This window comes from Aquibacillus saliphilus (assembly GCF_020404745.1).
Lineage (GTDB): Bacteria > Bacillota > Bacilli > Bacillales > Amphibacillaceae > Aquibacillus > Aquibacillus saliphilus.
In genome coordinates, this window is sequence record NZ_JAIZAP010000021.1 from 36,489 (window position 1) to 59,893 (window position 23,405).

Below are 23,405 nucleotides of genomic sequence, written 5' to 3' on the forward strand. Positions count from 1 at the left end.
ATATGAAGATACTTAGTGCTAATATTTATGGATTTGGTAAATGGCAGGATCAACAAATAGATTTTAGGGACAAGGGCTTGGTAATAGTATCAGGAGAAAATGAATCTGGAAAGTCAACGCTCCGTCAGTTTATCTTATTTATTTTATTTGGTTTTCCACCAAAAAAAAGAGAGTCTTATTTACCAAAAACAGGCGGAAAAATGGGCGGAAGACTAAAAGTATCAACAAGGGAACAAGGTATATTTACCATAGAACGGATTCATGACCGAAATAATGGAGCTGCGGTATGTTTTCTAACTAATGGTGTTACCGAAGATGAAAAGTGGTTGAAAGAAAGTATAGGCGGAATCGATTATCGAACATTTCAATCCATTTTTTCTTTTAACTCAAGTGACTTAAATCAACTACATACAATAAAAGCTGATCAGCTGGGAGAAGTTCTTTTAGGTATCGGAATGACTGGATCAGATCAAATATATCAAACCGAAAAAAAGTTAGACAGTCACTTAAATCAAATGTTTAAACCACAAGGGAAGAAACCAGAGGTAAACGAGCAACTTATCAATCTCGAAGAAATAAAGAAACGACTAAATGATTTAAAAACAGAAGAGAATTCCTACCATGAAAAGAAGAACCTAGAAACAAAAGTGATTGAAGAAATAGATGAGTTGCAGCAAGAACTAACTATATGGAAGAAAAAACAATTATATATTGAAAAACAAATACAAGTTTCTCCGTTACTAAATGAATTTCATGAAACGCACCAACAACTATGCTTATATAAAAAAGATGGAGAATTTCCTGAGAACGGAATTGACCGATATAATTATTTGAAAGAACAACTTATGCCTTTGAAAAGTGAATTCTCTGTGCTAAAGGATAATGAACAAAACTATCTAACTGAATTAGAAAGAATTAAGCAACTGTTATGGGATCCTGAAATACTTGAAGAGGCATATATATTATCTGAAAAGTCAGGAGAGTATAGCCAGAGTTTAAATGAAATAGAATACCTTTTTACTGAAATAAGTAAGATAAAGAAAGAATTAACGAACGACATTGACCAGCTTCAAATTGGCCTGCGGATGGAAGACGTAAAAGATTTGTCATTACCCTTTCATGTTGAAGAGACATGGAACCAGCTAAAGAATGAAAAGCAGCGATTGTCAATGGACCAAGAAAATGTTGATAGTGAGACGAAGTCAATCGAGCACCAGATGAAGAATGTTGAAGAAAGCAATCAGCGAATTAATTCTGAATTATTACCTTTAGAAACAATCAACGATTACAAACAAAAGCTAAATAGTCATGAGAATCAAACAAAATTGCAGTTATTTAACGACTATAACCACAATCAAAAAAACAAGTGGCAAAAGGAATCAGGACAGCGAATAAAACAGTCAAATATAGTTGTTATTGTCTGTCTATTGTTGAGTTTAATTGGTGTTGGTACCTTTTTAGTTACAGAAATTAACAGTCTATTAATCTTGTCTATTGTTTTAATTCTGTTTGGAATAATACAAAGGTTATTTGTGAAAAATTCCAACCAACGTATGGAGCGAATTTTAAATCAGGCTCAAACAGTTAGTAATAGTGAATTAAAATTAGAAGATGAACAATTTAAGGAAATCAACACAATATTATCAGAACAAGAGAAGTATCTCACTGAGCTTGAAAAAGGTGAGGATGATTATCAAAAGCTTCGCATCGAACAATTAAAGATTGAGGAAAAGAGAATTTTCTTTAAGACCAAACAAGAAAACTTGGCTGTGCAAATAGATGAACAAATAAAGCTATATCCTTTTTTAGAATCAGTCGATTCAGATTATTGGCCAAAGCTCTATCACATACTCATTACTGTAATCCAGCGTTGGAGTAAAATAACAAATTTAGAAAGTGCGATTGAAGAAAATAAAAAGCAATTAACGGGTTACGAAAATGAAATCACTGTCTTTTTTCAAAACAATGACTTTGAATCGCCTCAAAAAGAAACAAGTGAAAAATTCACTTTTTTAAGACAATTGATAGATCAACAAATGAAGTATAAAAGTAACTTAGAACAATATCAAGAATGGCAAAAACAAGTTCACGACTTACAACGCAAAATAACTCAACGAATGAAGCCTTACCATGAAGAAATAGAAAGTTTATGGAAGCATGCAAGTGTGGAAGATGAGGAGAATTTCATAAAAAAAGGAAATAATAAAAACAATCAACAGAAGCTTGAAAATAGAATAGCAGATATTAAAAGTCAATTAAGCCAAGTGCTAAGTCAAAGCGAACTGGAAAATGCATCAGTTAAACAGCCAAATGAGCAAGAATTAAAACTTGAAGCGGGTATTATAACAGATTATCTAGAAGAAATAGAGTTGAATTTAGAAGGGAAACGTCAAGCATTAGCTGATGTAAAAGCATTATTAGTTAAAATGGAAGGGAGAGAGGACTACTCAATTGTTAAACACAAATTCCATCTGGAACAAGATTTTTTGAAAAAACAAGCAAAAAAGTGGGCTGTCTATCAGCTTGCTAAACAAATGCTAGGAGAAACAAAGCAAACCTTTCAGAAGAATTACCTTCCGAAAGTAATAAAGTCGACAGCTTATTACTTTAAGCAGTTAACAAATAATAAATATACAAATGTTTTCGCACCAAGTGAAGGTGATCCTATCCAAGTTGAAAATCACTTTGGAATACGATTTAATGTAAATGAATTGTCACAAGGTACTAGTGACCAATTGTATATGTGTTTGAGAATTGCACTAAGTGAAGTAGTTAATGAGGATTATCAATTACCCTTTTTTATAGATGATGCATTTGTTCATTTTGATGAAAATCGCACGAAAATAATGGTTAAATTATTAAAGAAGATTGGAAATGAACAGCAAGTAATCCTATTTACTTGCCGGAACTCAAATGAGTTTTCAGAAGAAGAAATAATGGATTTGCAATTGGTTTAATTCAACGTGTTCGCTTTATCGTTTTATTAATGATAGAATATTTTATGATAAAATGGTAAAAATAACTAAATTAATGTCCACTAAATCCCTTTAAAAAAATAATGGGTAAGGATTTTTCAATTTTCAGTTCTTAACTGAAAAAAGATTCACTCTATGTAGTTGGAGGGTTTTCTATTGCCAAACAATGATACAGCAAAAGAATGGCAGGTTTATGAAGAAATTATTGAAAAGTTTGTTCAGGTAATAGCGAAGAATATGAACTTGTATGGTATTACTCCATCTGTCGGGCGACTTTATGGTGCGCTTTATTTCAATGATGGTCCGATGACCTTAGATGATATGAGAGACGCTTTAGAAATGAGCAAGACGAGTATGTCTACTGGTGTAAGGTCATTAGCTGAAATGAAAATGGTAGAACAATCATTTGAAAAAGGTGTGCGTAAGGACCTATATAAGTCTGATGAGGACTGGTATAAATCCTTTACATCTTTATTTGGTAGTCGATGGAGTCATCATACAGAAAAAAATATTGAAGAGGCAGAGGAAGCAATTCAAGAGTTAGAACAAATAAAAGAAGAGACATCAAACGAACGGTTACAGAATAAGATTGACCTTGATATCGACAGGTTAAGATATGCTCAAAACTACTACAGTTGGTTAATGAGATTCATCCAAGTAGTAGCATCGGGTGAAATCTTCCAGTACGTGCCAAAACATGATTTACATAAGTCTTGACTTAATCAGTCTCAAAGCCCTTACTAACATATTTTTTAGTAAGGGCTTGTTGTTATAATTAGACATTACAACCTTGAAAACAACATGGTAGAACAAATAAAACAAACAATTATTACTTGAAAGGGGATTTTATAATTGAAAAAGGGAATTGCTTATTATCAGGTAGGAGATTTATTTGATTATTTTATGCTGATCAAGGCATCAAACAAAGGTGTAGCTAGTAATGGCAAGCCATTTCTAACACTAATATTAAAAGATGTCAGTGGGGAAATAGAATCTAAGCTATGGGAAGCTACATCAGAGGACGAGGAGTTGTTTCAGGCAGAACAATTAGTTAAGGTTACTGGAGAAGTCAATCAATTTCGAGGGAGAGCACAATTGAAGATTCATAGTATTCGTCCGGCTCAACCAACTGATGGAGTACACAAAAATGATTTTATTGAAAAAGCCCCGGTTGAAAAAGAAGAATTGTCAGAACGAATTACTGAAATTATTTTTGAAATGGAGAATTCGAATCTTCAAAGAATAGTTAGATTTTTCATTAAAAAATATCAGGACGCGTTAATGACATATCCGGCAGCAGTGAAAAATCACCATGAATACGTTTCTGGTTTAGCATACCATATTGTTTCTATGCTTAACTTGGCAAAAGAATTAAAAGGTCTATACCCTGCTATTAATAAAGATTTATTATATGCAGGTATCATCCTCCACGATCTCGGAAAGATGAAAGAATTGTCAGGGGTTACAGCGCCTTCTTATACTTTAGAAGGGAAATTAATTGGTCATATTCCAATAATGGTAGAAGAGATAGGTCAAGCAGCAAAAGAGCTTCAAATTGAAACCGAAGAAGTTACGATATTACAGCATATGGTATTAAGCCATCATGGGAAAGCAGAGTGGGGTAGTCCGAAACCTCCTCTAGTCCGCGAGGCTGAATTGTTACACTTAATAGATTTAATTGATGCAAAAATGAATATGTTGAACCGATCGTTGGAAAAAATTAAACCAGGTGAGTTTACAGATCGTTTATTTGCCATGGATAACCGTTCTTTTTATAAACCGACATTTGATGAATAACAAAGTGTATGATTTAGTTGATTCTTCTTGTAGAGAGCATATTTTTTAAAAAATAGCATATATTTTAGCAAATATGGACAAGGGGAGGAATAAATAATGATACTAGGTATCCCGTGGTGGGTATATATGTTTATTATATTTATTTTTTTAAGCGGGTATATGTCTTTTCGGGCATTAGTGGCTGAGAAAAAACTTGAGCAGCAGTATATTGAACGCGAAGGTAAGGTTTATATGGATAGGATAGATGAAAAGCGTAGTGTTAAAAGTGACCAGAAAAGTGAGAATCAAATGACCTCAAGTTAACATAAGAAATGTCCTACTTGTTAGCTTTTAACAAGTAGGACATTTCTTATTAATAATTTAAATTACTGTGGTACAGCAGCTTGTTCTGGTTGTTCAAAAAGATCTTTGTATTCCTCAATTTTTATATCAACATTTGAATCTTCTAGAAGAGTCATTAATTTTTCTTGTGCATTTTTCTGCCCTTCTTGTAATGCCATACTTTTTCTTAAATCTTCTTTAATGTCCTCATAAGCTCCTACTTCTTGCTCAGGTTCGACAATATCTAGTACTTCAATAACATGCCAACCATGTTCAGTTTCTACAGGCTCACTAATTACTCCAACTTCCAAGTTATAAGCGGCATCTTCAAATGGTTTTACCATTTGACCAGGGCCAAAGGGTTCACCTAAATTTCCACCGTTTTGTGCAGAACCATCTGTAGAATATTCAGCAGCTAGTTCAGCAAAGTCTCCACCATCATCTAACTTTTGTTTCACTTCTTTAGCGGTTTCTTCATCTTCAACTAGTATATGACGAGCCTCAATTTTTCCTTTTTTCATGTAGTCATATCGTTTTTGTAATTCTTCGTCAGTTATTTCAACGTCTTCAGTTAGGAATTTTTCTTGAATCAAGTTACTACGAAGATCTTCTTTTAGTTCATCTTCATCAGCGTAATTCCCTTGCTGTAAGACCATTTCAAACTGCTCACCGTATTGTTCTTTTAAGCTAGTGAATTCTTCTTCTACAACGTCATCTTCTACCTCGTATTTGTCAGCTAAAACTTTTTCAATCACCATTTGTTGTAAAATAGTAGGACCTTCTTGGCCACTTTTTAGTTCTTGATAATACTCTTCTTTGGTGACATTTCCAGCGTCTGACTCAACAACGTTTTCTGTCTTTGAATCATCAGATGAACATGCAGATAGTGTAAGAACTGCTGCTGTTATTGATGCTGCGATTGCTAGTTTTTTCATTATATAAACACTCCTAATCTTGTGTCTTTGCTTTTGCCCAATATGAACAAGCCCATAAAATAATATACCACATTTTGATACAAAAATAATAGTTTGATTTCAGATTACACACTTTTTACTTAAAATAGACGATAGCCTATCCCAACTTAAAACAGAATGCATAAGATAAAGTAGATATTGAATAGAGGGGGTGTTCTCATGGGTGCAGCATACGGTGGCGGTTTTGCCTTAATCGTAGTATTGTTTATATTACTAATTATTGTTGGCGCAGCCTGGCTATAGGATAGCAGTAAGATATCTTTTATTTTAAAAGGGATGACAAAGGCTGTTTATCAGCATTTTTGTCATCCCTTTTTCTCGTAGCAAAAAATTATTTGTGCTCTTAAATAAATATTATTGTAAGATTTATTTTTTCTTATACTATGTGAATAATACTTCAACATATGATGATATTAGTAATATAGTAATCAGAATGTTTATCGTGCGAAATACATTAGGTTGGCGTTCTTGTGACATTTCCGTTTGCAGGCACAATTTAAGTGTCAGAGAGTTAAACGAAAATAGAACAAATAAAGCAAAGAAACCAAAAATAATTGCCATAAGATAATGACCTCCTTATACACCTATGAAACTACTTTAACAGAAATTCTACGCGTTGAACAGTTATAAGTAAGAAAAAGAGCACCCTGATTACAGGGTGCTTTGAAATAGGCTAACCAATTAAAATATCATATCCATTTTTCGCATTTTCAATTATACACTTTTTGGGAGCTTTAATTATATGACTCGTATATAAGAAATCAGTGAACGACAACCCTATATTGACCGAGGTGAATAGAAGAATATAGGCATGATATTCAGCAAATAAATAACTAGATATTAACCCCGGAATTGTTATAAGCACAGTGGGTGCTAATAAAATAGTAATTGAAGTTTTTTTAGACATTCTCTTATTAGTTAAAAATGAAAATGTAGGAAAAAGTCCTATTTTAAAACGCCAATTCATTTTCAGGCGCTTTTTTACTAAAAATAACGGTAAAATATGCGTTAATTTGTGTACCATAGGTAAAAGGATGAGTCCAATTAGTAAAGGCAGTAATCCATGATCTTTCAATTCATTGGTTTGATGGACAATAGAAAATGGAAGATAAAGAAATATAAATGACATAAGGCCAGTTAGTAAAGAAATTAAATAGATGCGATTTAATCCAAACTCTCTGGTAACATTGACGGTTTTCCAGCAATTCATCTCCAATTCCCCCTTGCATTTGTATCTACGTTTTATTTTATTTAATGGAGTTTTCCCCCAATGAATATAGTCCTTTTTCAAATGAAAATCAATAGGTATTTCGCAAAAAAAAATTTAAGTTGAAAGTTTTAATGATAACTGTAAACAATAAGTTGCAAAGAGGGGGTTGTGAATGGGCTCATCTTGGATTTGACAACCTCGATAATTTTTTCGTTCAGGCTTCAATTATTGTTTACTTTAAAAGAAGTGAAACAGTATCTTTTAACGACAGATCAAGCACTCATCTCGTTATTTAAATGATGGGGTGAATGCTTGGTTCCATCAATTACTTTTACTTTGGAAGTTCACTTTTTTAATAGTGGGAGGACGTCACAAAAGTTAATTATTGAAAAGGAGTTAGACAGAGATGAGTATGGATGGGTGTTAAAGTTGTTAGAATCGCTTAATAGAGAGTACATTATCCAAAGTGAGGAAGGGGTGATGTGCTTCAATTGAAAATTCATTATTTCTTCAAATTACAGGGATGCTAAATGAGAAACTAAACTCCAATTGTGACTCTTTTTGCATGGCAAAAAGGAAGGTATTTACCTTCCTTTTTGAAGTTTTTGTGAAAATTCATAGAGAAAATAATAGAGTTTAAGGATTTGTTTTATAAATATTTTGGAATGCCTGTTCAATTAGTAGATGAAACTCAATCATATCTCTTAATTTGTTGTTAATATGATTGACTTCACTATTCTCGATACTCTCTTTATCTAAGCTACTTTCTATTTCTTTCAAAGATTGTTTTTGTTGAATTGTTGTTTCTAATCTCTTTTGAACGAATGTTTTCAAAAACCTTTTGTAAAGGTTTTCGTCAGCAGTGTACAAATCTTTTCGATTTCCTTTTTTCCATACACGGTCAACTAATTTCATCTCTAATAGATTACGCACGGCAGTACTAATGGATGTCTTGCTTTTGCCTAATTCTTCACTCATTTGATCTAAAGTCATTGGAGAATCTTTTAAATAGAGAATGGAAAATAGTCTAGCCTCTGCTGAAGTTAAATCAAACATTTCCATTGTTTTTGAAAACTCAGTAATAACCTTATTGTTTATTTCATCAAGATGATTTTCAGTCATAGGAGCCTCCCTTAAGAACGTTAATACATTAAGAGTACAACAAAATATATTATAAAGGAAATTGCATAGTTGTAAGTAATTTGGAGAAATTAAGTGGAAATCGAAGAAAAAAACAGAAAAACATTATACAGATTAAACTGAATATAAAATTCAAACGAAAATAATAGTGTGTATCATTTGAATTTTATATGGGATAAAGGATATAGTATTAAAGGAATGCTTAAGTCGTGGCGTTATCGTAAAATGACTTAAAAGAACCTATTTGTATTACTTATATTTCTTTTGCTAATGTTTATGTAGTAATTTAAAAAGGTACTGTAAGTTATCTAAAAGGTAAATTATTGAAAGTAAAGAGGTGAATGTAGTGCCGGTTATTCAAGTAGAAGGCTTATCAAAAGTATTTGGTAAAAATACGAAAGAAGCACTTAAACTCCTGGACGAAGGAAAAACAAAAGAAGAAATACTTAAAAAAACTGGTAATACAGTTGGTGTTAACAGAGCGTCTTTTGAAGTAGAAGCAGGAGAGGTCTTTGTTATTATGGGTTTGTCAGGTAGTGGTAAGTCAACATTAGTGCGTCTGATAAATCGGTTAATTGAACCGACTGAGGGTAGCGTAATGATAGATGGAGAAAATTTGGCTAAAATGGACAAAACGAATCTTCGTCGTGTACGCCGTGAGAAGTTAAGTATGGTTTTCCAAAAGTTCGGATTATTTCCTCACCGGACAATATTGGAAAATGCGGAGTTCGGTTTGGAAATACAAGGATTAGACAAAGAAAAGAGAAGTAAAAAAGCAACAGAAGCTTTAAAACTGGTTGGACTCGGAGAATATATCCACCAGAAACCCGCTCAGCTATCAGGTGGTATGCAACAGCGGGTAGGATTAGCTCGAGCTTTGGCAAATGATCCTGAAGTACTATTAATGGATGAGGCTTTCTCCGCACTTGATCCATTGATTCGTAAAGACATGCAAGATGAACTACTTGATTTACAGGAAACGATGAAGAAGACAATTATCTTTATCACGCATGATTTAGATGAGGCTTTACGCATCGGTGATCGTATTGCGTTAATGAATGGTGGATCCATAGTACAAATTGGTACACCAGAAGAAATATTAGTGAACCCTGCTAATGATTACGTTGAAAAGTTCGTTCAGGATGTAGATCGTTCCAAAGTATTAACTGCTGAACATATCATGAAGCGCCCGGAAACGATTAATATTGAAAAGCACGGACCTAGAGTTGCTTTAGAACGGATGAGAGAAGTAGGATTATCTAGTATTTACATAACTGATGCAAAACGTAACTTAAAAGGTTATGTAACTGCAGATGATGCTTCTGAAGCACGTAAAAATGAAGTTAGAGATTTAAATGAAATATTGAAAACTGATGTACCAACAGTATCAAAGGATACAACAATGCATGATATATTTGAGGTTATTCATGATTCACCGGTGCCAATTGCAGTGGTAGAAGATGGTAAGCTGTTGGGCATCATTGTACGAGGTGCAGTAATTGCTGCACTAGCAGGTGAGGGTGAGGTGAATTTAAATAATGCTTGATTTTATTCCAAAAATCCCAATCGCAGAGGCTGTAAGTGATTTTACCGATGATATAACAAATGCATTTGCATGGCTATTTAATCCGATAAAAAACCAATTTGGAGACTTTATGGAATGGTCTGCGGATCTTTTAGTTGCAATTCCGCCAATTATTATCATTCTAGTTGTGGCATTGTTGGCATTTTTTATTACTGGAAAACGAATTGGTTTAGCAATTTTTTCAGTTATAGGGTTATGGCTTATTTATAATCAAGGTTTATGGGAAGAATTAATGTTTACTTTTTCTTTGGTATTAATCGCAAGTTTACTTTCAGTAATAATTGGAGTTCCGGTTGGAATTTTAATGTCTAAGAGTAAATTAGCAGAAAATATTATTAGTCCAATTTTAGATTTTATGCAAACAATGCCTGCTTTTGTTTACCTAATCCCTGCTGTTGCTTTTTTCAGTATTGGAATGGTACCAGGGATATTTGCATCATTAATATTTGCAACACCACCAACGGTTCGTTTTACGAATCTAGGTATTAGGCAGGTTTCAGAAGAGTTAGTAGAGGCTTCAGACGCCTTTGGTAGTACGGGGACACAGAAACTTTTTAAAGTTGAACTACCAATGGCAAAGAGTACAATCATGGCGGGTATTAACCAAACAGTTATGTTATCTTTGTCTATGGTTGTTATTGCATCAATGATTGGTGCGCCTGGATTAGGAAGAGAAGTACTATCCTCCTTACAACGCGCGCAAGTTGGAACAGGTTTCGTAGCAGGTATTGGAATTGTAATCCTGGCTATCATTATTGACCGTTTCACTCAAAATCTGAACATGAAGAAAGCAGATTAATTTGTTGGCTACTTTTCTTAAGGGAAAAGTTAACCATAAATAAAAAAATAGGAATAGGGGAGATTTATTAGTTATGATAAAACTACAATGGAAACATTTAGGTCTAGTACTTGTACTAGTACTTTCATTAGTATTAGCTGCATGTGGTGGAGCAGAAGAAGAAGAAAACACTGATGGTGGTGACACAACAGGTGACACTACTGAAGAGGAAGCTACAGGAGTAGAAATGGGTAATGAAGAGCTTGAACTTGTTTATGTAGAATGGGACTCTGAAATTGCTTCTACAAATGTTATTTCTCAAGTACTTGAAAGCGAAGGATACGATGTTAAAATTACTCCTATCGATAACGCTGTTATGTGGGAATCGGTTGCAAATGGAGACGCTGATGGTATGGTAGCGGCATGGTTACCTGGTACACACGGACCTTTATATGAAGAACATAAAGATAATCTTGTTGAGTTAGGTCCAAATTTAGAAGGTGCTAAAATTGGTTTAGTTGTTCCTGAATATATGGATGCAACTACAATTGGAGATCTTGCTAATTTTTCAGAGGAATTAGATGGTAGCATTACAGGAATTGAGCCTGGTGCTGGTGTGGTTCAAGCTGCTGAACAATCTATTGAAGACTATGGTTTAGAGAATTTTGAAGTGCAATCTTCTTCTAGTGGTGCGATGGCAACAGCTCTTGGGCAAGCAATTGATAATGAAGAACCAATTGTTGTTACTGGATGGACTCCACACTGGAAGTTCGCTCAGTATGACCTTAAGTATCTAGAAGATCCAGAAGAATCATTTGGTGGAGCTGAAACAATCGAAACAATGGTACGTCAAGGACTTGAAGAAGATAGTCCTGCAGCTTATCAAATTTTAGACCAATTCAACTGGACTCCAGCGGATATGGAAGAAATTATGCTAGAAGTTTCTAATGGTGCAACTCCAGAAGAAGCATCTGCAACTTGGATTGAAAATAACCAAGATAAAGTTGATGAGTGGACTGCTGGATTAGAGTAAACTTAAACAATATTCATTGAAGTAAATAAAGAACTGCCATTCGGGTAAAACTAATGGCAGTTCTTTTTATTTTGTCAAAAATGAATACAGGAGGTTTGGGATAATGAGAAATAAACGGTTAAACCGAATAGGTATTATCACTGGTTTATCATTTGGAATCTTTATTTCTGGTTGCGGAACAGATGAAAATGAAGAAGAGAACAATCAGGCAGAACAAACAAATTTTGGTGAAGAGATGAATTTCACCATTACAGGTATTGAGCCTGGTGCTGGTGTTACTCAAGCAACAGAACAGGTATTAGAAGACTATGAGAATCTGGAAGATTGGGAATTTGAGACGGCTTCTACTGCGGCTATGTTAACCGCTCTAGGGGATGCCTATGACAAAGAAGAACCAATTGTTGTTACAGGATGGTCTCCTCATTGGATATTTGCTGAATGGGATCTTAAATATTTAGAAGATCCAAAGGGGATTTATGGTGACGTTGAATATATTAGTACAATTGTAAGACAAGAGCTAAAAAGCGACATGCCAGAAGCATATGAAATATTGGATAGGTTTCACTGGGAATCAGAAGATATGGAAGAAGTAATGCTTGCTGCTCAAGAAATTGAGTTTGAAGAAGCGGCCAAAAACTGGATTAAAGATAATAAAGATACAGTTTCTGAATGGACAGAAGGTCTACAACAAGTTGATGGCCAATCAATTGAGCTTGTTTTAACTCCATGGGATACAGAACGCTCATCAGCCCATGTGATGAGTCAAGTCCTACACAACCAAGGGTATGAAGTAACGCTGACCCCGGTCGACCCGTCAGTTATGATTCAAGCAGTTGCTACAGGTGATGCAGATGCATCGCTAGCACCGTGGTTACCTAGGACCCATGGTGACTTTTATGATGCATATGAAGGTGAATTTGAAGACTTAGGTGAAAACTTAAAAGGAGCGAAGATCGGACTAGTTGTTCCAAAATATATGGATATTGAATCAATTGAAGACTTAGAGGAAAAGAAGTAGTTAGAAATAATTGTTCGCACAACAAAAAGTTCGCCATCACTAGGTGAGGGCGAACTTTTTTGTTAATCTTCCCTTTTTGACGTACTTTCTTCTAATTCTTTTAAACTTTTCTCAATCTGCGCTAGGTATTTCTGAATATTTTTTTGATGCGGTTCAATAGTTTGTTTCCAGCTTTCAATTGATTGTTTCATATCCGAAGACAAGTCTTTAATTAAAGAAACACCTTCCTTAGAAGTTTGAGCAATTTGATCGGTCAAATGAATACCTTCATTTTTTAGCTTATCGAACGAATGGACCAAACCCTCACCGCGTGATTTAGCTTGATTGCGGAGTTCTTTTCCAGAAGTTGGAGCACTAAGTAAAGTAGTTGCACCGCCCACAACTCCCCCAATGATTAAGCCGAGTAGTAATGATTTTCCGTTTGCCATCGCTTACACTCCTTTCTATCCATATTATACTATGTTCTCGAATTTTGTAATTATAAAACATAGAAATACTCAAATTTTAATAAAACAACCTCCGAGCTATTTCGGAGGTTGTTTATGTGACTATAACGTAACAGGTTGAGCTCGTTTCATAATGTTTGTTACAATAGGATATAAAACTACGATAAATATCACATTAAACAATGTGGCAGGAAGTACAATACCAGCGAATAATGCGATAAAGCTTCCTGGTAGTAATCCAATCACATACAGTGCCATTACTAGGAACACTGTTCCACTTACAATAGTTCCAACAGCCGCAAGAATTGGTGCTGAAATGTTAAGATTGGTTCGATTTTTAACAAGCAAATATAATCCAAAAAAGATAAAAGCGGTAATTGGCTTGTCTACAATATTAGAAATTTGTCCACCAGGGGCTGTCGTCGTTAATGCCGAGATAATACCGGTAACTATTGACAGTAATAAAACATATTGAGTCTTCGGGAATAATAAAATCCCTAGAAACATCATCGGTAACATAATGTCTGGTCTCATACCAAACAGAATCGGTGGGGCAATTGCGTGTAATACGGCACCAATCCCTATAAATAATGATAAAATAATTAAAACTCTTGTTTTCATAAAACTCTCTCCTCTGCTCGGTCTATACTATTTCCTCCCAATTATGCACTGATTGCTAATTGCGAAGGTTAGTTGTAATTATATCAAATAATAAATAAAATAAAAAGAATTAAATTATTAGAATGTTCCATATATATAAGAAAGTCTCTAAATAGTGATTTAGAGACTTTCTATACTTTTTAAATGAATTTTTAAGATAGACTTGGATAAGTATGTTAATCGGTCAGTTGACTATTAATATCACTAGCAATTTTTTGAAGTTCCTCTTGGCTGTTGTCATTATTTGTTTTCCAAACAGCACCGAAACCATCTCCTTTGCCGTAGCGAGGGATAAGATGTAAATGTAAATGAAAGACGGATTGACCAGCAGGTTCCTCATTGTTATTCAATATATTTAGCCCAATTGGCTGATAAACTTTTTTGATAGCATTAGCTAATTTAGGAACGCGCTTAAATAATTCTGCAGCAACGTCTGATGGTGTGTCATAAATATCCTTAACATGGGTTTTAGGTATTATTAACGTATGTCCTTTTGTCACCTGGCTAATGTCTAAAAATGCATAAACATAATCATCTTCGTACACTTTTGCTGAGGGAATATCACCGTTAGCTATTTTACAAAAAAGACAATCTTTTGAATTACTCATACTTTCACTCCTTTATTTTTTCAATCAGCTAGGGAATTACTCTACTTTATACTATCATAGTAATAGTTTTCCTTGGTTTTAAATATCAACTTGTTTAATTAAGTTGTTTTCTTACAGATTGGGACAGCGGTTACTCGTCCCACTGAGAATGCACAAAAACTACTCGGTTGATTTCCTTTTATATTCTTTATAAGATGAGTGCTATGTCAGCGCTGCGGCAATACACTTCGCTTTTAAAGTGGGTTATCAATTGAAATATATTGATTAATTTTTTCACACAATAACTAGTTGTTTGGAGCGGAGGGCAGTCGACTCCTGCGGGAAAAGCAACGGCTGAAAATCCCGCAGGAAGCGGTTTTCTTCCGAGGAAGTTGAAGCGTTGCCCGCGGAAAGCGACTGCCCGGAGCGGAAATCAACATAGCAGACACGTCGTATTTTCTATCAACTGCGGAGATTAAAAAGTAACAACACTTTCGAAAAGAGCATTAAATTAGACTATCCGTTTTCTTTATTTTATAGACTGTTGTAGTTTTATGTAAAGATTATCAATTTTTTTGGATAAAAACAAACGGGTTAGTCCTTTAACAGTTCAGTCATATGACCTTTCTGTTTAAGGACAACCCGCTGTTTGAAGGAGAAGGATCATTTCATCATCTGTCATGAACTTGAACATAATTTTACTTGAACCAGGGGAATGATTCTTTCGATTACCAAGTTATAAACCTTTCGTCAACACCCCATTTGGCTAGAGTAGTTGCTCCCTTTTGGAAGAGGTTTGTAATACTAGACGATTATCTTTCACCGACACCTCATTTCGTGGATTTCCACAATATCATTGTCGTGAAGTAAAAAAAAATTAGCCTAACTCCTTCTCTAAGTATTCTGTTCAGAAAAGGATAATAATATTCAAGAAAAAATTTAAAGTACACTAGAGAAACTTCTGTATAATTGTAGAAGGATATAATTTTGGAAAAGCTATGGTGAAGTGGTAAAATTTTAATCAATATACATGTGTTTTTAGACTTTTAGGAGGTAATGTTAATTGAAACCTTTATTACATATTGAAGATTTACAAGGAGGATACACTCGCAAAAATGTTTTACATGGCATTTCCTTTGATGTTTTTCCAAACGAAATTGTCGGGCTTATTGGCTTAAATGGAGCCGGAAAGAGTACCACCATTAAACATATAATTGGATTAATGCAAGCAAAAAAAGGAAAAGTGGAAATCGAAGGTAAAAGTTTTGAAGATTCACCGGAAACATATCGAGGCAACTTTTCTTATATACCCGAAATGCCCCTTCTATACGATGAGTTAACGCTTTATGAGCATCTACGTTTAACAGCTATGGCTTATGATATACCTGAAGCAACATTTAAGGCCAGGTTAGATCCTTTACTGAAGGAATTCAGATTAGAAAAGAAATTAAAATGGTTCCCTGTCCATTTTTCTAAAGGAATGAGACAAAAAGTGATGATAATGTGTGCGTTCTTAATTGAACCACCACTATATATTGTTGATGAACCGTTTGTTGGTTTAGATCCTCTTGGCATCCAGTCCTATTTGCAACTCATGGATGAGATGAAGCAAAAAGGTTCAGGTGTACTAATGTCTACTCATATCTTAGCTACAGCGGAACGGTACTGTGATCGATTCATTATCATGCATGAAGGTAAGATTAGGGCACAAGGAACCATTGAAGATTTGAGGGAAGAATTTAGTATGCCAACAGCCAACCTAGATGAATTATATATTCAACTGACAAAGGAAGATAGTTATGTTTAATGCGCAACATTTCTTTAATGAGCGGTTTTCAGCACATCTAAAGGAAACAAGCCGTTATCTACGCTATATATTCACTGGTCATCTTGTGATAGCGATGTTATTTATGGTGTCAGCACTTGCATTCTATTACCAACAATGGCTTGCGACAATGCCTGAAAGTTTCCCTTCCGTCTTCGTAATAAGCCTATTATTTAGCGTTGTAGCTAGTTATAGTCCTGTTCGAACGCTGCTGAAGGAGCCTGATTTGGTGTTTTTGTTGCCTGCAGAGCATAAAATGGGGCGATACTTTAGAAGTACTTTAATTTACAGCTTCGTTGTTCAGTTATATTTAATCTTCTTAGTTGCAGCTGTTCTTGGTCCACTTTATTTCGAAACTTTTCCGGAGGGGACTAATAATCCCTATATTTTAATCATAATTATTTTACTCATCCTAAAGGTATGGAATTTACTCGCGAATTGGTGGATTCTAAAAATAAGGGATGGAAAGAGTCGTTTGATCGACCATACCATTCGGTTTGTATTAAACTTTTTCACATTTTACTTTTTTATTAATGGTGAAATTATATTCGCAGCAATAACAACGGTGCTTTTATTTGCACTATTTATTTACGATTATTATTTGTCAAAACAAAATCCTGGAGTTATATGGGATTTACTAGTTGAAAAAGATCGGATGCGAATGCGAACCTTTTACCGGATTGCAAATATGTTTACCGATGTGCCACACCTTAAAACACAAATAAAAAAACGACATTGGTTAGTAGCTTTAGTTGTTAAAAATCTGCCATTTAAACAGGAGAGAACATTTGATTATTTGTATCGAATTACGACAATCAGGAGTGGAGATTACTTAGGAATATACAGTCGTTTAATGGCGATTGGCGCATTAGCAGTGTACTTTGTTCCGAACTTATGGGTTAAAGTCGCTTTTAGTATATTATTTCTTTACTTGAGTGGTTTTCAATTAATGACATTGTGGCAACACCATCGCACAATAGCATGGTTAGATATCTATCCAATTAAACAAAAATGGAGAACTAAGGCCATGATTTCCTGGTTATCTCGGTTAATGATTATCCAAACCTTTCTCTTTGGCTTATTATTTCTATTTTTAGGAAACATTACAGGTCTTTTCATCGTATGGTTTGGTGGCACCCTATTTAGTTACCTTTTTATTCAGGGTTATGTAAAAAAAAGATTAACCTAAAGGGAGATAATAATGGCACAGTTTACTTACGAACAAGAAGTCTTACTGGAAGCTCAGAGGTTTCAAAGGTCATTACAGAAGAAGTCATCGATTGTGAAACGTACGTCGAAAAAAATCCAATCGAAAATCAATAATAAAGTACCTGAAAAAATCCATCGTGTAGTCACAGAAAGTATAAAGCGTATGATTGAATTAGCATTAACTTCATCTAATTATATTCATCCGATTGAGGTTGAAACCAAATGGACATTTGAAGAAAGAGAAATTCAAGTACACGAGCGGTTAGAACAATACAAGAAAACAGCCATGTTAGAAGGAGCTGGTACTGGTGCAGGTGGAATCTTTCTAGGTATGGCTGACTTTCCATTGTTGCTAAGTATTAAAATGAAATTTCTCTTTGATACTGCTCGAATATATGGATATGATGTAGAAAAATACGAAGAACGGATGTATTTATTACACATTTTTATGCTGGCTTTTTCTAGTGATGAGAAACGAAGCGAAGTATTACGTACCGTTATTAATTGGGAGGAAGAAAAGCTGTCATGGCGAGAAGTAGATTGGAAGACGTTACAATTAGAATATAGAGATACGATTGACCTAGTAAAGATGCTTCAGCTAATCCCAGGTTTTGGAGCAATTGTAGGTGCTGTGGCTAATCGAAGGCTGTTAGATCAATTGGGTGATACAGCAATACAAATGTATCGACTCCGTCTATTATCAAAATAGAAATAAGGCTGTCAATGAAGATAAGTTGGTCATTTTTTGGTAAAAAAACTATATTTGTATATTTAGGAAAAAATGCATGTTAACTTTTGGACAGATAAATTAGAAAAATTGTGAACTTTAGGAGGGTGAAAGTGGCTACTTGGGGATGGATTGCACTATTCATAAGTATGTTTATTGCCATATTTGGAGGTACTTATTCTGGTCAAAAAAGAAAAAACAAGAAAAAATAAGAACACTAGATTTTGAATTAAGTTGTAATTTTTTTCGAGAATTGGGTTATGTAGTTAAACAGTCAAATAACAGATAATACAAACGCTAGGATAGAGTTTTTTCTAACCAAGCGTTTGTATTTAATTTTAGGTACTAAAAGTAGTTAAAAAGCATTGTGAAACACTATGCTACTTGTTTTATGATTTTTAATTTTTTCCACGATAAATGAACCACAATGAAGACAGCCTCTTTTTCATTATATCTTTTCTTGATAAAGTTTAATCGTTTGAATCAAAGTCTGAGCAGCTAGCACCATTGATCGCTCATCAATATCAAATTTCGGGTGATGGTGAGGATAGAAATGCCCTTCTTTTTGAGCACCAGTGAAAAAGAAAGCACCAGGTTTTTCTAAAAGATAATAAGAAAAATCTTCTCCTGTCATGCTAGGGACAACTTCCTCCGCTTTATTCACTCCGGGTACCGTGGCAGCAGCTTTTAGAACGAGTGCAGCCTCCTCAGGATGATTGACAACAGGTGGATAACCTTTTTCATAATTGAATTCGTAGTCAGCTTGATTAGAAAGACATGTGCCCTTAATTATTTGTTCCATTTCACTAATGATTTGATTTTGTAACTTGGGGTCAAAAGTTCTAACTGTACCTGTAATTGTAGCGGAATCAGCAATAATGTTAAAAGTACTGCCCGAATAAAAAGTCCCTATTGTAAGAACAGCGGTACTTAATGGATCTATTCGACGGCTTAGGATTTGTTGTAAATTAGTCACAACTTGTGAGCCAATAACAATCGAATCCTTCGTTTGATGTGGCATAGCGCCATGACCACCTTGTCCTCGAATAGTAATGGTAAATCGGTCTGCGCCGGCCATAAATTCTTTTGGAGCCGTTTGGACAACACCATATGGAGTATTTGTCCATAAGTGTGTGCCAAAAACGACATCTACATCATTTAATATGCCAGTGTCAACAATTGACTTAGCGCCGCCTGGAGCCAGTTCCTCAGCATGCTGATGAATAAATACAAGCGTACCGGATAGTTGCTCTTGAACTTGTTTAAAGGCCTTAGCTAGTGTTAGTAAAGTAGTTGTATGACCATCATGACCACAAGCATGCATGACACCGGCAACCTTTGATTTATATGGTACATCTTTTTCATCTTGGATTGGTAAACCGTCAAAATCAGCTCGAATAGCAATTGTTTTACCAGGGTTACCACCTTTTAATGTGGCAACGACTGCGTTTCCGGCAACCTGTGATTGATATGGAATACCTAATTCTTCATATTTATCAGCAATGTATGCAGCAGTTTTATACTCTTGAAAAGATAGTTCAGGATATTGATGTAAATATCTTCGCATATCAACCATTTCATCATAATAACAATCAATAGAAGATAATAATTCCTTCCACAAAATAATGTCCTCCTCTATAAAACTATCCCGTCCTTGAATCTCGAATTCTATGAAATAGCATGTCTAACGATTCAACGAAATACTCCGCTGGTGAAAGTTTTACTTTATTGATAGTATAGCATACGCGTTAATTAACGCTCTTACCTCGCTTTCATAAACAAAAAAATAACCTTCTGAATTTTTTCAGAAGGTTATTTCTACTTTGTTATTTAGAGAAGATTGGATCAGCAAGGATTCGATCAGCTTCTTCTTTATGGCCTGTTTCGTCAGCAATCATATCCTCTAGTTTAACGACTAGTTCGGTAAGTTCTAACTTTTCAGCCTGTTTTTTTCGTATTTCGTAACGTCTAATTGTATCTTCTTCTGCTCTTCTTGTTTCTACTAGCATATCCTTAACATCAGTTAATTGCTTCACTTTTACAGGTGTAGTTGTCGGGGTTCCACCTAATGTTTTTATTTTGTCTGATAAGTATAAAGCATGACCTATCTCATCATTAATCTCATCTTCGAAAAATGGCTTCAGTATGGAGCGGTATAAACCAGAAACCACGGAGGCATTGTACGTGTACATAATAGTTGCTGCGTATTCGTTTGCTAAATCCTCATTTAAGCCGTCAATTAATTCTTGAAATTGGTTATCATTTTTAATGTTTCTTACATTATCTGCCATTATAAATTCTCCCTTTCATAATTAAATTGATCATATATAAGTACAATTCCCTAATAGATAATTAATAAACATATTATGGATAAGTCTTTTTTGTAAGTGTTTAAATATACTATGAAATAGTGTATAACCATATATGAATACTAGTTTTAGAGGAGAATAAGAATGAAGACTTCTTATCGCAAGTATTTTGCTGTTTCTGTTTTTATACTTGCAGTCGGTGTAAGCATTTTTTTAACTATACGAGTTATTGATAAAGAGATGCCTATTATTGATGAATGGTCTTCACCGGCTGTAGCTGGAATCAATGATTCGATATTATTTGAGATCTTTAGGTGGTTAACAGAATTAGGGTCAGGTACATTTTTAACCCCATTTAGTATTGCGTTTGGAATTTTTCTATGGTTTTATTCGAAAGATTGGATTGCTGCCTTCATGCTTCCAATCGGAACAATGATAGGATATAAGATAAATTACTGGATTAAGCTGTTTGTAGCTAGAGAGCGACCCAGAATATTCGCTGAAGCTGAAGGTGTTGGATTTAGCTTTCCATCTGGACATGCCATGGTAGCGTTGATTGCTTACGGAATGGTTATTTATTTTTTAATTAACTATACGAAATCAAGACGTGTTTCACTTTGGATAAACGTTGGTGGGCTGATATTAATCTTATTAATTGGGGCTAGTCGATATGTAATTAGGGTGCATTACTTAACAGATGTAGTAGCAGGTTATGCATTTGGTTTAATCTTTTTAATGATTTGGATTGTTGTCTACCAGCTTTTAATTAGTTTTAAGAGTAGAATCATTTATTTTCGGTCTCCGTCTTAAGGCGGAGACAAAACCATTCTACCGGTCGTTATAACCCGGATCTAATTTCATTAAAATATAGTTATAGGATGAAGTGATATTTTTTGAAAAGAGAAATTTCTGTGTGGATTTCGGGACATTACAATCAGTATCGATAAAGGATGAAGTGAAAATGAAAAAAAATCTCCTGCGTAATAGTGTAGCTATTATCATTATATTATTAGGTATCGCTTTAGTATTGACGAATATAGGTGTAGTTTCGTTAGAATTTACCGAAGCTTGGATATATATTTATCCATTCTTTTTTATTTTACTAGGTGTTAAGTGGCTATGGGACGGACTCAGAGGAAGATGGGGTCTTGGAGCTGGTTCTTTTATTGTTATTTTTGGTGGTTTACTACTATTGGATCGTTTTGCCATAGTAGACTTCACCTTTTGGGACATCTATAAGCTCTGGCCTTTATTATTTGTTTATTTAGGATTCAGTTTTTTTGGTACTTCTAACAAGCGTGAAAAGAAGAAAAAGTTTCAATTTATTTTTGATTCTGATGATCACCACAATAGTGAGAAGATGTATGGAAAAAAAAGTTTCGCTGTTGGAGACCATAAATTTAATACACCAAATTGGAAAGTTGAACCAATGGAATTATGGAATGCTGTTGGAGATTATCATATTGATTTTACAAAAGCATTTATTCCTGATAAAGAAATACCTATTACTATCCAAGGTTGGGCGGGTGATATTCGGATTCTAATGCCTGAAAATGTAGAGTTTTCGTTAGAGGCGCATGTTAAGGCTGGTGATATTAACGTATTCGGTCAAACTGCAGACGGGATAAATCGACAGGTGACCTATGTAACTCCAGACTACAACGAATCAACTAGAAAATTAATTATTTACTTAAAACTTCAAGCTGGATCAATTCGAGTGGATAAGGTGTAGGAGGGAGAAGAGTTGTTAAAAAGGTTAAATTCGATCCGTTATGCATATATACGTTCCCATTTTTATGGTTTGTTTCTAACTACTGTTACATTACTTGCGATACTGCTTTCCATTCATGTATTGTTTGAACCGATTTGGTTAAGCAAAACAAGCATATTTGTCTTTATTATTCTTTATCTTTTTTTAGCCTTTATCTTTTCTATTTATGTTGGATTCAAATCGAGTGGTGATATGAAAGATCGATTCGATTATTTATCTGTTCTCATTGCCCAGCTCGCCCGAGGTAATTACTCATCAAGGGTTTATGATAACGATGACGATGAGATTTCTAGAATTGGTACAGAACTAAATGAGCTAGGAGAGAAGATGCAAGGACAAGTAAAGTCTTTACAACGATTGGCTGACGAAAAGTCAGAGTATGCCAAGTCTGCACATAAAGCAGCGACAATCGAGGAAAGACAGCGCTTAGCTCGTGACCTTCACGATGCAGTAAGTCAGCAGCTTTTTGCTCTAACAATGATGTCACAAGCATCTATTCGTTTATTTGACAAAAACCCAAACGCAGCAAAGGAGCAGATGAAGGAGATATCAGCTACTGCATTAAAAGCACAAACAGAAATGCGGGCGTTGTTATTACATCTGCGACCTGTTGATTTGTCTGGAGAACCGCTACAAATGGGAATTCACAATTTAATAGAAGAATTAAAGCAGAAGTGTCAAATTGATTTCAACTTACATATAGAAGAGATACGGGAGTTATCCGAGACAGGAGAGGAACATTTATTTCGGATTGTTCAAGAGTCATTATCTAATATATTAAGACATGCGGATGCTACTGAGGTTACAGTAGAACTAGTTAAACGTAGCGAAGAGTTATTTGTTCACATTGCTGATAATGGAAAAGGATTTGACATAGAGAATAATCAAGAGAAGAAAATTTCTTATGGTTTAAAAACAATGAAAGAGCGAAGTGAAGAAATTGGTGGAACCTTTGCCATACGTTCAAAGCAGGGTGAAGGGACACATTTGGATATTCGCATACCACTCTAGCATATTCGTTTATACCTTAAATAAAATGG

24 protein-coding genes are annotated in these 23,405 nt (G+C 34.6%); 15 read left to right on the top strand and 9 right to left on the bottom strand.

The window, feature by feature from the left end; genetic code table 11:
• Positions 1-2: 2 nt before the first annotated feature.
• From LD272_RS18100 to LD272_RS18115, 4 genes are all read left to right on the top strand, one after another.
• On the top strand, positions 3-2,957 hold the full coding sequence (locus tag LD272_RS18100; protein ID WP_226038015.1) for an ATP-binding protein: 2,955 nt from the start codon (positions 3-5) through the stop codon (positions 2,955-2,957).
• Between the two features lie 174 nt (positions 2,958-3,131).
• The gene (locus LD272_RS18105; RefSeq protein WP_226038016.1) at positions 3,132-3,692 is read left to right on the top strand and encodes a GbsR/MarR family transcriptional regulator; all 561 of its coding nucleotides are present in this window, start codon (positions 3,132-3,134) and stop codon (positions 3,690-3,692) included.
• 135 nt (positions 3,693-3,827) lie between these two features.
• Positions 3,828-4,772, top strand: coding sequence for a 3'-5' exoribonuclease YhaM (gene yhaM, locus LD272_RS18110; protein ID WP_226038017.1), 945 nt, complete (start codon positions 3,828-3,830; stop codon positions 4,770-4,772).
• Positions 4,773-4,868: 96 nt separating this feature from the next.
• Positions 4,869-5,075 carry a sporulation YhaL family protein gene (locus LD272_RS18115; protein WP_226038018.1) on the top strand — a complete coding sequence of 69 codons (207 nt, stop codon included), beginning with the start codon at positions 4,869-4,871 and terminating at the stop codon, positions 5,073-5,075.
• Between the two features lie 62 nt (positions 5,076-5,137).
• On the opposite strand, the gene LD272_RS18120 is transcribed toward LD272_RS18115, so the two are convergent.
• Entirely contained in the window at positions 5,138-6,028 is an 891-nt protein-coding gene (locus tag LD272_RS18120; RefSeq protein ID WP_226038019.1) for a peptidylprolyl isomerase, read from the bottom strand.
• A gap of 198 nt (positions 6,029-6,226) precedes the next feature.
• Here LD272_RS18120 and LD272_RS18125 point away from each other — a divergent pair, with 198 nt between their 5' ends.
• Entirely contained in the window at positions 6,227-6,310 is an 84-nt protein-coding gene (locus tag LD272_RS18125) for a YjcZ family sporulation protein (RefSeq protein WP_125908269.1), read from the top strand.
• Positions 6,311-6,448: 138 nt separating this feature from the next.
• Here LD272_RS18125 and LD272_RS18130 read toward each other — a convergent pair whose 3' ends face one another.
• The 3 genes from LD272_RS18130 to LD272_RS18140 all read right to left on the bottom strand — a co-directional run bounded on the left by LD272_RS18130 (position 6,449) and on the right by LD272_RS18140 (position 8,399).
• Positions 6,449-6,628: a hypothetical protein gene (locus LD272_RS18130; RefSeq protein WP_226038020.1), complete on the bottom strand. Its 180-nt coding sequence runs from the start codon at positions 6,626-6,628 to the stop codon at positions 6,449-6,451.
• Positions 6,629-6,740: 112 nt separating this feature from the next.
• The gene (locus LD272_RS18135) at positions 6,741-7,277 is read right to left on the bottom strand and encodes a DUF3267 domain-containing protein (RefSeq protein WP_226038021.1); all 537 of its coding nucleotides are present in this window, start codon (positions 7,275-7,277) and stop codon (positions 6,741-6,743) included.
• Positions 7,278-7,913: 636 nt separating this feature from the next.
• Positions 7,914-8,399 carry a GbsR/MarR family transcriptional regulator gene (locus tag LD272_RS18140; RefSeq protein ID WP_226038022.1) on the bottom strand — a complete coding sequence of 162 codons (486 nt, stop codon included), beginning with the start codon at positions 8,397-8,399 and terminating at the stop codon, positions 7,914-7,916.
• Between the two features lie 364 nt (positions 8,400-8,763).
• On the opposite strand from LD272_RS18140, the gene LD272_RS18145 reads away from it, so the two are divergent.
• The 4 genes from LD272_RS18145 (at position 8,764) to LD272_RS18160 (ending at position 12,831) form a co-directional block, all read left to right on the top strand.
• Positions 8,764-9,963: a quaternary amine ABC transporter ATP-binding protein gene (locus tag LD272_RS18145; RefSeq protein WP_226038023.1), complete on the top strand. Its 1,200-nt coding sequence runs from the start codon at positions 8,764-8,766 to the stop codon at positions 9,961-9,963.
• On the top strand, positions 9,956-10,801 hold the full coding sequence (locus LD272_RS18150; protein ID WP_226038024.1) for an ABC transporter permease: 846 nt from the start codon (positions 9,956-9,958) through the stop codon (positions 10,799-10,801). The genes LD272_RS18145 and LD272_RS18150 overlap by 8 nt, the downstream gene beginning before the upstream one ends.
• A gap of 73 nt (positions 10,802-10,874) precedes the next feature.
• Positions 10,875-11,813 (top strand): glycine betaine ABC transporter substrate-binding protein, encoded by a 939-nt coding sequence (locus LD272_RS18155; protein WP_226038025.1) that lies wholly within the window; start codon positions 10,875-10,877, stop codon positions 11,811-11,813.
• A gap of 103 nt (positions 11,814-11,916) precedes the next feature.
• Positions 11,917-12,831: a glycine betaine ABC transporter substrate-binding protein gene (locus LD272_RS18160; protein WP_226038026.1), complete on the top strand. Its 915-nt coding sequence runs from the start codon at positions 11,917-11,919 to the stop codon at positions 12,829-12,831.
• A gap of 62 nt (positions 12,832-12,893) precedes the next feature.
• Here LD272_RS18160 and LD272_RS18165 read toward each other — a convergent pair whose 3' ends face one another.
• The 3 genes from LD272_RS18165 to LD272_RS18175 form a co-directional block, all read right to left on the bottom strand.
• The gene (locus LD272_RS18165; protein ID WP_226038027.1) at positions 12,894-13,259 is read right to left on the bottom strand and encodes a YtxH domain-containing protein; all 366 of its coding nucleotides are present in this window, start codon (positions 13,257-13,259) and stop codon (positions 12,894-12,896) included.
• Positions 13,260-13,379: 120 nt separating this feature from the next.
• Positions 13,380-13,898, bottom strand: a complete 519-nt coding sequence (locus LD272_RS18170) for a tryptophan transporter (RefSeq protein ID WP_226038028.1) — start codon at positions 13,896-13,898, stop codon at positions 13,380-13,382.
• Between the two features lie 215 nt (positions 13,899-14,113).
• Entirely contained in the window at positions 14,114-14,545 is a 432-nt protein-coding gene (locus LD272_RS18175; protein WP_226038029.1) for an HIT family protein, read from the bottom strand.
• A gap of 1,042 nt (positions 14,546-15,587) precedes the next feature.
• Between LD272_RS18175 and LD272_RS18180 the strand changes: the two genes are divergently transcribed.
• From LD272_RS18180 to LD272_RS18190, 3 genes are read left to right on the top strand one after another with little or no spacing between them, the layout of a single operon-like run.
• On the top strand, positions 15,588-16,331 hold the full coding sequence (locus LD272_RS18180; RefSeq protein ID WP_226038030.1) for an ABC transporter ATP-binding protein: 744 nt from the start codon (positions 15,588-15,590) through the stop codon (positions 16,329-16,331).
• Entirely contained in the window at positions 16,324-17,538 is a 1,215-nt protein-coding gene (locus tag LD272_RS18185) for an ABC transporter permease (RefSeq protein WP_226038031.1), read from the top strand. Before LD272_RS18180 ends, LD272_RS18185 begins: the two co-directional genes overlap by 8 nt.
• Positions 17,539-17,550: 12 nt before the next feature.
• A complete protein-coding gene (locus LD272_RS18190; protein ID WP_226038032.1) occupies positions 17,551-18,267 on the top strand; it encodes an EcsC family protein in 717 nt (238 codons plus the stop codon).
• Between the two features lie 466 nt (positions 18,268-18,733).
• Here LD272_RS18190 and LD272_RS18195 read toward each other — a convergent pair whose 3' ends face one another.
• Entirely contained in the window at positions 18,734-19,906 is a 1,173-nt protein-coding gene (locus LD272_RS18195; RefSeq protein ID WP_304511986.1) for a M20 metallopeptidase family protein, read from the bottom strand.
• Between the two features lie 205 nt (positions 19,907-20,111).
• Complete coding sequence (locus tag LD272_RS18200; protein ID WP_226038033.1) at positions 20,112-20,576, bottom strand: ferritin-like domain-containing protein; 465 nt, start codon at positions 20,574-20,576, stop codon at positions 20,112-20,114.
• Between the two features lie 162 nt (positions 20,577-20,738).
• Between LD272_RS18200 and LD272_RS18205 the strand changes: the two genes are divergently transcribed.
• From LD272_RS18205 to LD272_RS18215, 3 genes are all read left to right on the top strand, one after another.
• Positions 20,739-21,404 (top strand): phosphatase PAP2 family protein, encoded by a 666-nt coding sequence (locus LD272_RS18205; protein WP_226038034.1) that lies wholly within the window; start codon positions 20,739-20,741, stop codon positions 21,402-21,404.
• 151 nt (positions 21,405-21,555) lie between these two features.
• Positions 21,556-22,326 (top strand): cell wall-active antibiotics response protein LiaF, encoded by a 771-nt coding sequence (liaF, locus tag LD272_RS18210; protein WP_226038035.1) that lies wholly within the window; start codon positions 21,556-21,558, stop codon positions 22,324-22,326.
• 12 nt (positions 22,327-22,338) lie between these two features.
• Entirely contained in the window at positions 22,339-23,376 is a 1,038-nt protein-coding gene (locus LD272_RS18215; RefSeq protein ID WP_226038036.1) for a sensor histidine kinase, read from the top strand.
• The last annotated feature ends 29 nt before the right edge of the window (positions 23,377-23,405 follow it).

What these genes read in the sequence shown, in the direction of transcription:
- LD272_RS18160 (WP_226038026.1), top strand. Translation starts at nt 11,917, where the DNA reads ATGAGAAATAAACGGTTAAACCGAATAGGTATTATCACTGGTTTATCA.
- LD272_RS18130 (WP_226038020.1), bottom strand. Translation starts at nt 6,628, where the DNA reads ATGGCAATTATTTTTGGTTTCTTTGCTTTATTTGTTCTATTTTCGTTT.
- LD272_RS18135 (WP_226038021.1), bottom strand. Translation starts at nt 7,277, where the DNA reads ATGAATTGCTGGAAAACCGTCAATGTTACCAGAGAGTTTGGATTAAAT.
- LD272_RS18125 (WP_125908269.1), top strand. Translation starts at nt 6,227, where the DNA reads ATGGGTGCAGCATACGGTGGCGGTTTTGCCTTAATCGTAGTATTGTTT.
- LD272_RS18185 (WP_226038031.1), top strand. Translation starts at nt 16,324, where the DNA reads ATGTTTAATGCGCAACATTTCTTTAATGAGCGGTTTTCAGCACATCTA.
- LD272_RS18190 (WP_226038032.1), top strand. Translation starts at nt 17,551, where the DNA reads ATGGCACAGTTTACTTACGAACAAGAAGTCTTACTGGAAGCTCAGAGG.
- liaF (WP_226038035.1), top strand. Translation starts at nt 21,556, where the DNA reads ATGAAAAAAAATCTCCTGCGTAATAGTGTAGCTATTATCATTATATTA.
- LD272_RS18205 (WP_226038034.1), top strand. Translation starts at nt 20,739, where the DNA reads ATGAAGACTTCTTATCGCAAGTATTTTGCTGTTTCTGTTTTTATACTT.
- LD272_RS18140 (WP_226038022.1), bottom strand. Translation starts at nt 8,399, where the DNA reads ATGACTGAAAATCATCTTGATGAAATAAACAATAAGGTTATTACTGAG.
- LD272_RS18155 (WP_226038025.1), top strand. Translation starts at nt 10,875, where the DNA reads ATGATAAAACTACAATGGAAACATTTAGGTCTAGTACTTGTACTAGTA.
- LD272_RS18100 (WP_226038015.1), top strand. Translation starts at nt 3, where the DNA reads ATGAAGATACTTAGTGCTAATATTTATGGATTTGGTAAATGGCAGGAT.
- LD272_RS18150 (WP_226038024.1), top strand. Translation starts at nt 9,956, where the DNA reads ATGCTTGATTTTATTCCAAAAATCCCAATCGCAGAGGCTGTAAGTGAT.
- LD272_RS18115 (WP_226038018.1), top strand. Translation starts at nt 4,869, where the DNA reads ATGATACTAGGTATCCCGTGGTGGGTATATATGTTTATTATATTTATT.
- LD272_RS18200 (WP_226038033.1), bottom strand. Translation starts at nt 20,576, where the DNA reads ATGGCAGATAATGTAAGAAACATTAAAAATGATAACCAATTTCAAGAA.
- LD272_RS18170 (WP_226038028.1), bottom strand. Translation starts at nt 13,898, where the DNA reads ATGAAAACAAGAGTTTTAATTATTTTATCATTATTTATAGGGATTGGT.
- LD272_RS18120 (WP_226038019.1), bottom strand. Translation starts at nt 6,028, where the DNA reads ATGAAAAAACTAGCAATCGCAGCATCAATAACAGCAGCAGTTCTTACA.
- LD272_RS18165 (WP_226038027.1), bottom strand. Translation starts at nt 13,259, where the DNA reads ATGGCAAACGGAAAATCATTACTACTCGGCTTAATCATTGGGGGAGTT.
- LD272_RS18175 (WP_226038029.1), bottom strand. Translation starts at nt 14,545, where the DNA reads ATGAGTAATTCAAAAGATTGTCTTTTTTGTAAAATAGCTAACGGTGAT.